General features: G+C 41.9%; 10 protein-coding genes. All 10 read right to left on the bottom strand.

Going from position 1 to position 14,564, the window contains the following annotated elements:
* Positions 1-160: 160 nt before the first annotated feature.
* The 10 genes from DW743_RS17250 to DW743_RS17295 all read right to left on the bottom strand — a co-directional run bounded on the left by DW743_RS17250 (position 161) and on the right by DW743_RS17295 (position 14,563).
* A complete protein-coding gene (locus DW743_RS17250) occupies positions 161-1,981 on the bottom strand; it encodes a beta-L-arabinofuranosidase domain-containing protein (RefSeq protein ID WP_117762226.1) in 1,821 nt (606 codons plus the stop codon).
* Between the two features lie 59 nt (positions 1,982-2,040).
* Positions 2,041-3,717 (bottom strand): family 43 glycosylhydrolase, encoded by a 1,677-nt coding sequence (locus tag DW743_RS17255; RefSeq protein WP_117762227.1) that lies wholly within the window; start codon positions 3,715-3,717, stop codon positions 2,041-2,043.
* 31 nt (positions 3,718-3,748) lie between these two features.
* Complete coding sequence (locus tag DW743_RS17260) at positions 3,749-5,341, bottom strand: glycoside hydrolase family 43 protein (protein ID WP_238046196.1); 1,593 nt, start codon at positions 5,339-5,341, stop codon at positions 3,749-3,751.
* Positions 5,342-5,403: 62 nt separating this feature from the next.
* The gene (locus DW743_RS17265; RefSeq protein ID WP_117762228.1) at positions 5,404-6,063 is read right to left on the bottom strand and encodes a YesL family protein; all 660 of its coding nucleotides are present in this window, start codon (positions 6,061-6,063) and stop codon (positions 5,404-5,406) included.
* 106 nt (positions 6,064-6,169) lie between these two features.
* Complete coding sequence (locus DW743_RS17270) at positions 6,170-7,759, bottom strand: glycoside hydrolase family 43 protein (RefSeq protein WP_117762229.1); 1,590 nt, start codon at positions 7,757-7,759, stop codon at positions 6,170-6,172.
* A 55-nt stretch (positions 7,760-7,814) separates the two neighbouring features.
* Positions 7,815-9,227 (bottom strand): ABC transporter substrate-binding protein, encoded by a 1,413-nt coding sequence (locus tag DW743_RS17275; protein WP_117762230.1) that lies wholly within the window; start codon positions 9,225-9,227, stop codon positions 7,815-7,817.
* A gap of 104 nt (positions 9,228-9,331) precedes the next feature.
* On the bottom strand, positions 9,332-10,126 hold the full coding sequence (locus DW743_RS17280; protein WP_226906428.1) for a carbohydrate ABC transporter permease: 795 nt from the start codon (positions 10,124-10,126) through the stop codon (positions 9,332-9,334).
* Positions 10,127-10,331: 205 nt separating this feature from the next.
* On the bottom strand, positions 10,332-11,096 hold the full coding sequence (locus DW743_RS17285) for a carbohydrate ABC transporter permease (RefSeq protein WP_226906429.1): 765 nt from the start codon (positions 11,094-11,096) through the stop codon (positions 10,332-10,334).
* Between the two features lie 182 nt (positions 11,097-11,278).
* A complete protein-coding gene (locus DW743_RS17290) occupies positions 11,279-13,885 on the bottom strand; it encodes a DUF5696 domain-containing protein (protein ID WP_117762233.1) in 2,607 nt (868 codons plus the stop codon).
* A gap of 21 nt (positions 13,886-13,906) precedes the next feature.
* Complete coding sequence (locus DW743_RS17295; protein WP_117762234.1) at positions 13,907-14,563, bottom strand: YIP1 family protein; 657 nt, start codon at positions 14,561-14,563, stop codon at positions 13,907-13,909.
* Position 14,564 lies beyond the last annotated feature (1 nt).

A 14,564-nucleotide genomic window follows, 5' to 3' on the forward strand; every position in this document is an offset into this window, starting at 1 on the left:
TAAGTTTGTGGGATAAGTTTGTGCAAAATTCGATATTTGCTCATTTATAGTTAGAAATATTAATTGCACAATAAAAACCTTTGCCCTGCAGAGAAGGTAAAAAATAAGAAGTTAAAAATAAGGTCCAGACATTCCTTGGAGTATTTGGACCTCATATGCTTTATTTCACTTTAAAATAGATCTGATATGGTTCGTTACCAATCTCATTCAGCTTTTTGAAACTAATACCCGGATCCTGATTTTCTGTCCGGTAAAAGGTACGGAACTCTCCCCACTGCCGTTCGGTATCAGCAGAAAGCTCATCTTCCGGTTTCTCCGTCTCCAACTTTAAGATACGTTCTTTCTCTGTAATACCTGCCAGTACATCGGCTCCATACCGATAGGCTCCCATGGACGCATCATCCGGCAGAGGGATAAATTTTAATCCGATCGGAAGCAGTACGGTCACTTTGTCATCGTTCCTCCAAACCCTGTTTATCGCGACAAATTTCGCGGTATTATTGGTCTTTACATACAGATCATCGTTTATGTAAACCATTGCGTCTTCCCTGATCCAGTCTGGTATGCGAAGCATCAAATGAAATGGGGTGTCTTCCTGTGTATGTATTGTAAAAACATATTTTCTGAAATCAGGTTTATTCGCATAAGCACTGACTGTTTCATTTATGGTCTGTTTGGCATTGTTTTCCGAACAGGTCATCAGACTTCCGTTCATATAATCCTGATTCTGTGTAAGGCAAATCTTCCGGCCCTGCATTTCAAAAGACACTTGCGAATCGGCATACATAGTCACATACAAGTGATCATCTTCCTGATAATACAAACGATGGTTCCATGCAGCATTCGCCTGTACCATAGTTCCATGACAACAGAAGAAACTGTCTCTTTCTCCGGCCCATTCCTTCCTGCTTGCAGCTTTCATCGGCAAAAAATAAGTTAACAGACCGCCTTCCGGGCAATACGTTTGAGCCATAATACCATTCTGAACATTGTATTCAATGTAATGCATATAGGCAGGATCCTTCGTCTGCCGAAACAAAAATTCTGCCAAACGTATCATGTTATAAACGGTACAATGTTCCTGATTTTTATCACCAAGTCTTGCTTTCAGTTTTTTCATAGGTGTCCAGATTTCTCCCTGCGTCTGGCCACCTGTAGCAAAACATCCCCTGTCTATAACCGCACACTTCCAATATTGTTCAACAATATGCAGCCATTTTTCTTCTCCTGTGACCTCATACGCTTTGGCACAGCCAAGGACTTCCGGAATCGTAGTATTGGCATGCATATTTGTCAATACATCTTTTCCCTCCAATAGTGGTTCAAACAATCTGCTCCTATAATACCGCTGCATCAGAATCTTATATTTTTCCTGACCCGTAATTTCATATAAGTCTGCCCAAACCTCAAGCATACCGCCGGTTTCCATATCCAGAATATCGTCAAACTCTTCCCTGGTATATCTGCCGCTCCATCGATAAAACCAATCCGCCAGTTTATCTGCTATGGAAAGCGCCTTTGGCTGTTCCATCATTCGATATACATCGATCAGCCCCATAAAAAGCTTATGAATATTGTATTGCGGCGCCCAGATGTTCCTTCCCTTTCCTATCCAGTACAAATATTTTTCCGGAATCGGGCATACCCATTCTCCGCCGTTATCTTTTTGGCAAAGCTCCAGTTCTTTCAGAATGACTTCTGTTTTTGCTTTTAACTCTACATCTTCCGTTTCCTGATAATGCAGCGCCGCTGCCGACAACCAATGTCCCAGGAAATGTCCTCTTAGCTGGCAGCTGAGATCTTCCCAGCCTCCAAAGGCTTCTGCATCAGGTCCTCTCCCGGAATATCTGCCTGCCTCATGTAAATAGCTGCGTAATAAATAAGGAGTCTCAAGCTTCATCAAATAACGTTTGTTTGCTTCTTCACGACGGAGAAACTCACCCTCTGTCAGTATTACTTTTTTCCCTGCGATTTCTTTCATTACACACCTCCCGTTTACGTAACCACGACACATCCAGCGCGTCTCATCTGTTTCAGGGCTTACCGCACGACGACACACGTCTCTACCTGTGCAAACGCTTCTGACAGATCCAATTCTTCCGTCACATCCAGCATCGGCGCTCCGTCGATATCAAAATGCACTCTGCGGATGCCGCTGCTTCTTACTCCTTCCACTCCCGGGCGTGCATGATAGGTATTCCAAACGGTGCCATCCTCGTCGGTCACATAAGCATTATGTCCGGTACCATACTCGCTTTCTACACTTCTTGCAGTCAGGATCGGATAATTTCCCTGCTTCCAGTTTTCAGGCTGTAACAAATCCTTTCCTTTTTCGATACTTAATAATCCTACTACATAAGAAGTATCGATTGCCGCTCCTGAGAAGGTCACATACAGTTTATTCTCCCGCGGAAGCGCAAAAGGTCCTTCCACTACAAAGGTATGATTGTTGGACCATCCGTAATCCGGCTTCAATAACACCACCGGGTCTGTCAATAATTTCCAGGGTTCCTGTGGATTCAGCTTTGCAATATAGAGCCACGCCCCTAAATCTTTCGGCAGAAATTGTCTCTGGGACCAGATTACATAATAATCTCCTTCCCATTCAAAACAAGTCATATCCAACGTAATTTCTTTACCCGCTTCACAAAGATCACTGCCGTCCGGACATACGACTCTCTTCGGCTCAGACCAATCTTCCTTACAGGAAGGATTTCCGCCTTCACGCAATTCCATTACATGGCTTTCTTCTTTGAAAAATTCATCCGGAGTAGCTGCATGGAAAATATAAAGCTTACCATTTATCTCATGAAACTCCGGTGCCCAGAGCAGATTTCCAACATGAGGGTAAGTCGTGGAATCCAAAATCAGTTTTTCTTCTGCATTTACCAGCTCCGGAATCGTATCCGCTTCTCTGATATAAAGCGTATGATTATCGTCCGCATCATTCGTTGCAATAAAATAATATTTATTCTTCCACTTCGCCACACAAGGATCGGCACGATAAAACGCAATCGGAAATTCAAAATGTTCCTGATGCACGTTTCCCTTTATCTTATACGTTCCCGGCACTGCAAAATCCACGGTACTCAAGTCCCAATCCACTCTTTTCGCTACCTTTGTACCATCTGTATAGAAAGCCATGGCCCGATATTTTTCCAGTTCTTCTGCACTGGATGCCTCTACCTGCTCAGGGAACTCCATACCACAGTTTACCGGCGTCAGAAGTTTTTTACGCAGTCTGTCCGCCACGCTTTCTGAAATCTCAAGGACATTCTGCGGAACAACCCCTTGAATTTCCAATTTTTCTGCTGCAGGTACTTTCATACGGTCTGCATTGCCTTCTCTTTTCTTTTCTTCCGCTTCTTCTTTCGACAGAAATCCTACTTCTGTATAATCCAAAAAGTCTTTTGTGGTAAAATAAAGAAACTTTCCTGCGCTTTCCGTATCCTCTTCTCCATCGGCGCCGATTCTTTCGGCTACTACTCCAAAACCTCCATCTTTCAATTCCAGGATCACAGGATTTTTCAAACTCCATGGTGTCAAAGAACCATCTTCATTCTCGGTTGCCTTCACAAACAGTACACCGGAATTGTGATTCAGCGCCTGGTAATTTTCACCGTCCTCACTGATCGCCAGGTGCATACTGTATGCCAGTCTCGGATCATAAATTACACTGTCGACAGGTAAACGAGTATAACTTAGTAAATACGCCATAACTTTCCCTCTCCTTACAATTAATCCCTATTTATTTTTCAAACTGCCAGGATAACACCTCATATTCCTCTCCATAGAAAATCATATACACATCATGTACACCTGTAATACCGGTATTCAAATTTGTCTCAAATTCTGCATAATTTGTACCGGTATTGGCATCGATGGTCAGATAGCCCAGTATATCTCCATTTAATCCATCTGCACGAAGCTGTATCACTCCAACTTCTCCATTTGCATTCTTAATCTCTGCGATCCATTTGGAAGGTGCTCCTTCCCCGAAATCCACACCCTGTACCTTAACAAAAGAACCTGTTTGGATTTTTCCGAGCGCCATGGTTCCCGAACCATAGAAATCAGTAACTGCATCTCCTGCTACTGTACTCATACCGCTCATCACTGCCACTTCCGTTGCACTATGACGCTGATAGGCATCCACATAAGATAACTGTTCTCTGCCCTGAAGGGTCTGATCTATCAGACCAATACTGCCATCCTTCTGCATGGTAAAAGAATCAATATGAGTACAGCGATACCCCTTTTCAATCCCCATATTTCCTTCCAATACTCTGGTGTGATAGGTAATATACCAATGATCCTTAAAAGAAAACACACAATGATGATTGTTTCCGCCTAATCCGAAATATTTCCCCGGATTCTCTAAAATGGTTTCTTTTATGGTGAACGGTCCCAATGGACTTTCGCTTTCCATGCACACAATTTCTCCGCTTTCGAACCCGTATTGATCTGTTCCCGCCTGATCCACATCCCAGTTGGAGCAATAGGTGTAATAATACTTATTATTGTATTTATGTATACCGGAATCCTCAAATACATAAGGCGCATCTATGATTACCGGCTCACCTGCAATGCTGATCATATCTTCTCCCAGTTCCACCACTCTGGCTGTCCCAGGATTGGCAGCCTGCCCCTCAGGAACACCTCCGCCAAAATAAAGATATGCTCTTCCGTCATCATCCACCAGAACTGCAGGATCAAAAATCCATATGACATCTGCACAATTCGGTGTATGATTGTTGATCAACGCTTCTCCTAACGGATCCTCAAAGGGTCCTGTCGGACTATCCGAAGTCAATACGCCAATCCCTCCGCCGGAATTTGCAAAATACAGGAAAAATTTTACTTCTCCATCGATTTCTTTCCATGCCGCTGCCGGAGCCCAAGAATTAGCTGCCCATTTAGCAGCTCCTTTGGAACCCGCTGCATATACTGTACCATGATCTTCAAAGTTCACCATATCCGTTGTTGAAACTACGCTGATGGTATTGATCTTTCCATAAGTATTCTCCGTTACACTTCCATCTGCATCATATTCAAAAGTATCTCCGGTCATATAGAAATAAACCCGATCCTTATAAACCATAGCGTATGGATCTGCACCAAATCTCTGAGTCATGATCGGATTGGTATTGCTCAATGATTTGTACGGCGTAATCGCCTCAATTTCATCAAACAAAGCTTCATATTCTGCTGCTTTGCTCTCTTCCATTACTTTACGGTCCGATGAATCCTCGGCAACATTTCCGCAGGCACATAAAGACCATGCACAGATCATACAACTCGCAATCCCTTTTAACGCATTGCTGGTCCTTTTTTTTCGCATATCTGCTCCTTCCTGACAGTAATTAAATGAAACGATAGAATTTGCAAAATCAAAGTTATCGCTTAAATCATACCAGATTTTGCTCTGTCCAATTCTATCTGTTTTTCTAAATCTTCTTTTCTCATGTATTTCCGGAAAATCCGTTCTAAAATTTTGTTATCCACCCACATGTAAAAGGCTGGCACAAAAATTGCAGCCGGCGGAACCAGAAGAAACAGCGCTGCCGCTGCCACAAAAATCACGAGAAGCAATAATGACCATGATTTATTCATGACCATAACCGCTATACTGTTTTTTATGATCACTTTCGTAGTATTTTCGAAACGCGCCAGATACGGAAACACGTAGATTCCCCATATCGTTATTAAGGCAATCACGATCATGATCATCAGCAGCAAAAACAATGCGTGATCCATGGTTTCCAATGACGTATACAAAATATAACAATCCATTCCGGTCACAAGATACAGGCCCAAAATAATAAGCCAAATGATGATAGCAGATTTAAAGTTTGATTTAAAGGCGCTGAAAAACTCTTTCCAGGCATATCCCCTTCTCTGCCGAACTGCCTTGTGATATGCATAGTAAAACGCAGCGGACGATGCTCCAACTGTAACGATCGGGAGACAGCATGCAATCCAAAGAATACCTAAAAGGATTGCATCGCTGGCCTTTGACATTGCAGTCATGAATTTATTATCCCAATTAAAAAAATCACTCACAATTGTTTCTCCTTTTTAAAAAACAGATCACCAAAAAGAAAAATATCCCGGATGTCTGTTACGATATAAGACTCAGAGTACATCGACCACAAAATAACTGCCACATTCACTTGCCTTCTCTTTCCTCATAAGAAAGGCTCTTAAACATGGCATATCCATCTGCCTCTTCTCCTTCAGCCACTGCATAGATACCTGCTGTACATCCTACAAACCCGCCTGCTACTTCTGTTGATAATGCGCGAATATCCACATCTTCTGCCAGAATAATCTCCCTCTTACTGTCTTTCATTCCCACAGTCGCTTTCAACTCATCTATGGCAATAGAAAGCACCACTTCTTTGTCTTCCACAACCGCGGAGCCAACACATTGATCCATTCCTTTTTCGCACAGAATTACGTCCGCTTTGCTGTCACCTACTTCAACGCGTAACTGATATTCATCACTCTGTACGACTGCAATCCCGGCTCTTCTTGCCGAAGTAAGACCATCTGTTTTCAAGCATGCTTCTACTTTACACCTGTGATGTTGCTGTCTGATGGCAATGTAAGACGGGCTCGCTTTCTCTTTCAGTGTAACAGGACTGAAATGCAGATTCAGACCTTTTTCTGTTAATTGATACATATTTTCTTCCGGATTTCTAAGGAACAAAAATTCATCTCCAAGAACTTTCATATTGGTAAAATCATATTCCCTGCTGCTTCCCGGTACACAGGTCTTAGCACCTGTTCTGTATGTGTAGGAATTTACATCCGTTTCCGGTCTCCACTCCGGCAGTTCGATCTCTACGGTATCTGTCAACATTCCTGCACCTGGATTTACAACGGGCCAGTCATTCTCCCAAACCACTTTCGCAAGGAATGTTTCCCGTCCCATCGTGGTATACCCTTCCTTGGGTCTTACTGCCAGCATAGTCATATACCACTCACCTGCAGGTGTTTCAATCAGATCTGCATGTCCTACATATTTAACAGGATAGTCACGCCCAAGATGTCTATGTGTCAAAATAGGATTGCAGAAATTATTTTCATAAGGTCCCCAGATATTTTTGCTTCTGCAAACCGTTACCGCATGATCAGGTCCTGTACCGCCTTCTGCGTGCATGATATAGTAATACTCGCCTTTTTTATACAGATGAGGACCTTCCGGCCATACGATATTTTTCATGGCGCCATTCCACACATTTTTGTGTTCACCCACCAGTTTCATGGTTTTTACATCAAGTTCCTGGATCCATATATACCAGTCACCATCATATTTACAGCCTTCCGGATTGGGATGAGTACCAATATAATAACATTTTCCATCCTCATCAAAGAACAGACTTGGATCGATGCCGTCTGCTCCCTCAATATAATATGGCTCAGACCATGGTCCTTCCGGATTTGATGCTGTTACGATATAATTGCCGCCATAAGACACATTCGTACAGATTACATAAAAAACGCCTTCATGATACCGGATCGTGGGCGCAAACAATCCTGCGGAGTGCCCTGCCTCTTTCAAAGGCAATTGAGATTTTCTGTCCATCACATTGCCAATCTGTTCCCAATGTACAAGGTCTTTGCTGTGCATGAGAGAAAGCCCGGGAAAATAAGCAAACGTTGAATTGATCAAATAATAATCTTCTCCCACTGCACAAATGGAAGGATCCGGATAAAATCCTGGCATAATAGGGTTTTTTGCAATTACTGTCATGAAAATTTCTCCTTAACTTCAAGAAAAGGGGCTCCCAGAAACACCCCCTTTCAATTTATTTATTTGCTTCTTCCAGATAAGACGCCCAGGTATTTCTGATTGCCTCAGCCGCCTGTGCCGGAGTATTATCTTTGCTGATACCCCAGAGTAAATCTGCACCAAGATCCAGATTCGGGATCATATTATTGTAGGTGACTCTTCCGTTTTCCATCAATCTTGTGATCGTCAAGTCAACAGACTCTGTATCTCTGAAAGAATCATAATATCCTGACAACGCATCGTTATAATCTTCATATCCAGGAACCGGATCTGTATAAAGATCATAAGCAAATGCAATCTTCCATGCTTTCTCGGCATCATAGCAAGCCGGGATTACATACACGTTGTCGCTGCGGATGTTGGTATAGTCATCTGCTGCAGGTCCTTTCGGGAAGCACACAAAACCGAAATCGTCTTCCATGTTCGCCCAGTCACCGCTTGCCTGATAAGCTTCACCGGCGATAAAGGCGCCTTTGCCATTCTGGAATGCTTCTACCCAGTAATCCCATTCGCTTCCCTCAGGCTGCGGATAGTCATAGGTGTCCAGCATTCTAAGAGCCCAGTTTAATGCATCTAGCGTCTCATTGGATTCCAGATCATTGTAATATTTTCCATTTTCATCCATAGCGATGTAATCGCCATAATTGGATGCAACAGCTTCATTATAGAAGGTGGAACGAAAATTAACCATTGCATAACGGTCAATCACACCATCGTTATCGGTATCCGCCTGAACCTGTGAACAGAGTTCTTCGAATTTATCCCAGGTCCATTCTCCATTTTCCTGTAATTCGTAGATGGAATCTGCTGTAATTCCGGCTTCCTCCAATAATCTCTTATTAAAGTATATGCCGCCTTTCGGTTCTGGAGCAATACCTCTCATACCATAAATCGCATCACCCTTAGACATCACTTCATGAACACCGTTTGCCTGCCATTTCTCTTCAGAGAAATCCAGACAGTCCAGCGTAGACAAGTCATACATTAAACCGCTGTTCAGTGCAGCTACTAATTCGCTGCCCGGGCGAAGCGCAAATACATAATATTCATCTCCACCGCTGGTCGCATAATTTAAGAAATCTTCAGGAGTTGAACCCCAGTCGGAAATAGCCATTTCTTTGATCGTAAAGTTATACGTTTCCTGAATCCAGTCGCGATATTCTTGACGTGCCTCTTCATAAGCGTTGTTCGGTTCTTCTTCTTCGCTTGGAGTCCACCAGTCACGGATGACAACTTCAATTCCTCCCAAATCAATAGGATTTCCTTCATCATCAGTAATGACCGTATACTTTTCAGAATCATCTGACTCTTCCGAAGATGTACTGCTCTGAGGAGCATCATCGGTGTTCTCTCCGCAGGCAACCATAGATACTGACATTGCAGTTACAAGCGATGCTGCGATTAATTTCTTTACAAATCTGCTTTTCATTTTTTTCCTCCTTTTTTCTTTATATGATTCCTTTTTCATTCACCTGCACTTTCTGGGACAGCAAGTTCCTTTCAGGAATAATATACAAAATAGTTCTTTGCGTTTTACATCTTAATACCCGAAGTGCTTAAGCTTTCCACAAAACCTTTCTGTGCAAAGAGATATAAAATCAGCAACGGTACAATTACCATCAAAGTACCTGTAGATGTAATACAGTTTGTATATCCGATAGATGCTCCTGCCGGATTTCCCAAGGTATTTACAATATAAAAATCCAGCCGGTCCGCGATCATCGCTAACTGCGTTGAAAGAAGTTTTATATTGCCCAGGAACATCTTGGAATAAAATTTATCTGTCCACTGCCATACGAACGCAAACAGGAAACAGGATGTTAAAATCGGTTTGGCATCCGGAAGCATAATTCTTACGAATGTCTTCAAGGTGCCGCATCCGTCCACGTATGCCGCCTCTTCCAATTCCTTAGGAATATTGCGGAAGTACTGGCGAATCATAAATATGTACAACCCGTTTTTCAATCCCATACACCCTGCACTCATCAGATAATATGGCAACACCGAATCTCTCAAATTCAAACTCGATCCTGTCACGGCCTCTATAATTCCAAACAGATCAAAATATCTGAAATGCAGATATAAGGATGTTGAAATAGTCTGAGGCGGTACGACAATGACCAGCATAACACATAAGAACCAGAACTTCTTCAGCGGAAAATCAAATCTGGCAAAACCATAACCTACCAGTGTACATACTGCGATCTGCAGAACAGCTATTGTCAGCGAGACCACAATCGTGTTTATGATCGAAGTCCCATAGGACATAAACTGTGCAGCCAGTTCATAATTTGCTTTCGTAAAATGTTCCGGTATCGCAATGATCATAGGATTATACAAATCTTCCTCTGCCATAAAACTGATAGAAATTTTATTCAGTATAGGCTGTAAGATCATAAAACACATACCGAATAACAAAGCTGCTCTTGCAATTTTATAGACAATATTTCGCACAGTCTTTTTTAATAAATACCCCTGAGATCTTCGATTTCTTTCCCAGAAACCTATTGTTTGATATGCTGTTTTTGTCTTCTTACTCATAGTAGTAAACCCCCTTTGAGATAATGAGTGAGCTTATGCCTATGATGACCATAACGATCAGGAAATACACCCACGCCAGGGCCGATGAATATCCATAGTTGATCTGAACGATCATTTCATCACTTATCTTTTCCATTACCGCATTATCTGACCTCATACAGAAATCTATGATGGTATAAATCCAATTTACCAAAAACAGAGAACTGATCATTGGGAACGTGATCTTCCACAGACTTTCCCATTTCGTACATCCTTCAATTGCAGCCGCTTCATACATACTTTCTGAAATTGTCTGCAATCCTGACAGGAAAATAATAATCTGAATACCCGAAGCAATAGCTACATCATAGATACCATCCACAATATCGAAGACAACCTCAAAGATTTTGGAACCCATACCGGAAGTCATCAGTATATCCTGAATGGCTACCGTAATACTGTTGCTGGAGCCATTTTCCTGGATCATATCCTGCACACTGGACAATAATGCATTATTGGATTCCACCCCGAGTATAACGCCGGAAGAAAGGATCACAGGCAGGAAGAAGATTGCTCTTACAAAAGCACGTCCCTTGAATTTCTCATTTAAGATCATTGCCACAAAGAAACTAAATACCATAACAGCCAGTGCATTGATACACATGCTTCCAATTTCTTCTACCAGCATCTGATTAAATTCCGGATCCACAGTAAACGCTCTGATATAATTTGATAATCCTGCAAAAATATTTTTAAAACCACCCGAATCTACTTCCACATTACAAAAGCTCATGTAAAGCGACTGAAAAAAAGGCTTTACCATAAACATTGAAAATCCCAGAACAAACGGCATGATAAACAAGTATCCGGATATTGCCTTACGCCTTTGAAGACCCCTCAATTTCTTCTGTTTCTTCATAGTCAAATCCTTTCTAATCTTCCAATAAATCTTGTTTCGGTTTATCGAACCACAACATAATCTCTTGCAGGAACCACAGTTCCATCGTCTGCCTGCAGCTCATCATAACTGTAATTTACATAAACCTTCGTGCCGTCCTCGTAAATCGTACAAGTCAGTTCACTCGTTACATACTCATGTCCCACCATCTTCTGGTTAAATGTGTGACCCAATTCCTCATTGTATCGAGTATATATCTCCAGCATTTCATCATGCCATGCGGAATAATCTGCACCAAAATACTCTGTATATAGCGTATTCTGTAACTCAAATGCTGATTCTTTCATAAAAGTAAAAGCTAAACCGGCTCCATACTCCGCAGAATTCAAAAGCTCGTTCTGTGTATTCTGTGTCAAATTGAGCGCTTCTCCGGTATAATTGACATAGCCATGAATTGCCAGCTGATAAAATGGAATTTTCTTATCAATGATCGAATATTCGGTACCTTCCAGATCCATATTTGTGACCATATCCGCATAAGCAACTGCATAATCATTGCCCATATTGATCATTATATCCGTTCCATTATCATCAAGGCTCTTCAGCTTTTCTGCCTGCTCTTCCATTGCCATCTGTCTGCTGGTAGGATCTTTCTGGTAAAAATCAGAGGATAATTCATAGCCTATATCACTAAAAGAAACACCTGCGTGATAACCATTTGCGGCATCTGCCAGATTATCCATCATTTCATATACCAGATCAGCCTTTAACAGATAGAACGGATCTCTGTCTTCTTCTGCCTTTTCGTAAGTGACTGTGTCATACACATTCAATTTCGCGCTCTCTTGGCTTACAAATTTCGCTGCATCTGTATAAACAAAGAATCCATCCGTGATACCACTGTCCATCGCATAATTTGTAATGCCATTGAGATAAACGGCAATGCCCTTTTCTTCTGCTGAATCGATCATGTTCTGCAAATCCTTTTTGCTTCCCAGATCAGAGATCAGATTCACCGAATCCAGCATTTTCTGCTGTACTCCGCCATTCATCCAGCCGGACAGCTTCACAGACATATTACTTAAACCTTCCCCATAAAGTTCTTCCACCATCTCCTGGGCTTCTTTGTATGTGGTCAGTTCCAACGGACTGGACACCGGAACACCAAATACCTGTTTGACTTTATCTACCGCTCCGATAATTTCTAAAGCTACCGGAGTTTCTGTATCGTCATTCACCGTAAGGTAATCGCCATACTTATCTTTCAGATAACTGCGATAGTCCTCCGCCATATCTACATAGTCCCCGGAATCAATAAAGCTGTATCTCTGTACGATTCCTTCCCCCTCGGCAGTTCCATCTTCGTATACGAACATGGACTGCGTACTTCTGTCTGAAACATCGTACTGTTCCCTGTGCAATACAGAATATACTGCATTCACATAATTGTAACTGTGGCTTCTTCCACTGATATCCGCCTGAATGGATGCATACGGCACCCCATCTTCAAGCATACAGATAAAAGAGGAATCATTTTTCGACTCGCCAAAAACATTGAAATAGGTTCGCGTATCATGAACAACGGCGTCTCTGTCCTGTCCCATATCCCAGCCATATACATTTGAATAATAACTGTTTTGGCTGGTCTTACCGTTATTAAATTCGATCAGTGCGCCACCGCCTTCGGGCACAAATAAGAAACCTTCATCTGTTGTTCCGGACGCTCCAAAATAAGGAAGCACGCTCAAATAATAGATGGGATAATCCTCTTTATATTCCAGATCGTCAAATGGGACCTCCACGATCAGATCATCTCCGTCCAAACGGTAAATCACACTTACATTAAATACCGATTTTTCTGAGACTTTTTCCTGCTTGTCTTTTTCCTTGTCTTCCACATACTCTTCATAGGTATACCCAGCTTCTTCAAAATACTGCTGCAGTTTTGTTTGAATACTGGCTTTTACATTATCACGCAGGACATAGATCACCGTAGTCTCCATCGATGGATAACGTGCTGTCAATTCATCTTTTGCAGCCTTATCACTCTTGCTAAGATCGTTGATGTCCAATTTCTTATAATATTCGCCAATCATAAGGCTTTCTCTCTGCCCCATTTTGCTCAAATATTCTTCCATACGATCCTCTTCCATAACAAGAGGAACCACATATTCCTGTTCCAGATCACCGATAGAATAATTCACCTTGATATAGCCATCGCCGGTTTCAATCTCATAAATACCTTTTGCAATACTGTATTCATAGTTATCAAGAAGGGCATCTACACCATTCTGAGTGCTATAAGTTAAAAGCACTGTGGACTGCAGTTTATTTTTTTCAATCTCAAGGGCCGCACTGTCTTCTGCAGCTCCCTCCGGATTGGAAGTCCATGTTTCTCCGGTCTCTTTCATCGTAACAGAAAACTGAGTAGTAAGAGAATTCATGGAAAACAGCAATTTATCATTTTCCAGAGTAATCTCCGTTTCCTCCCCTTCATATCCGTTTACTCTGACAACCTCTTCCGGTTCTGCTTCTCCCTGCGAAAAACTGATGACCAAAACACCTATCAGGATAATAGCAAGGATAATGAACGGAACGATCAGACTCTTTAACTGCCTGAAAAGCGCAGCCTGAAATTCTGCCTTTCTAACTGATTTTTCTTTCTTCATGTCTCTTCTTCCTCCAACCTGCTACATTCTGAATAGAATCTCACGTATCAAAGATATGAAATATGACACGCCCTGGCTAATCATACTGAAAAAAATCAACAGAATAAAAACCATTACAAGCATTGCAAAGATGGTTGCTATGGTAAAAAGCACTGTTTTACTCACCGAATATTCATGGATCTGCATCATGGCTGATATAATCAGCAAGGCTGCCCATACAATTGATAATCCGCTCAGTACCGTGTAGAACGCACCTTCATCCACAGTTACCATATTGCTTAAAATAATCAGTGGAAATTGAATGAGCGGATATGGCGTTAATGCATAACAAGTTGCCATATATATCTGATTCAGACGTCCCTTACCATTAAACAACGTTGTCAATGCCCAGTTTCCCACACACCAGAGAGCAAGAGGAAAAACGATACTCGCTATATGGATCAGCAGATTTTCCTCCGGCCAATATACCTGATTAAACAGGAAACTTGTATACTGCAACTTAAATAGATTAGCAAGCAATGTTAAAAGCAATATGGTATTTGCCGCTGCTATGGATCCTCTCTTTTCATGAGTCAAATCCCAAAATCCATCCAACGGATGTGTAATGCAATATAGGGCAAACTTCAATGTTTCCAAATAATGTTCATACGTTTCCTTTTTTTTCAGTGAAGCTAACATG

Source organism: Blautia sp. AM28-27 (genome assembly GCF_003480905.1).
Lineage (GTDB): Bacteria > Bacillota > Clostridia > Lachnospirales > Lachnospiraceae > Fusicatenibacter > Fusicatenibacter saccharivorans.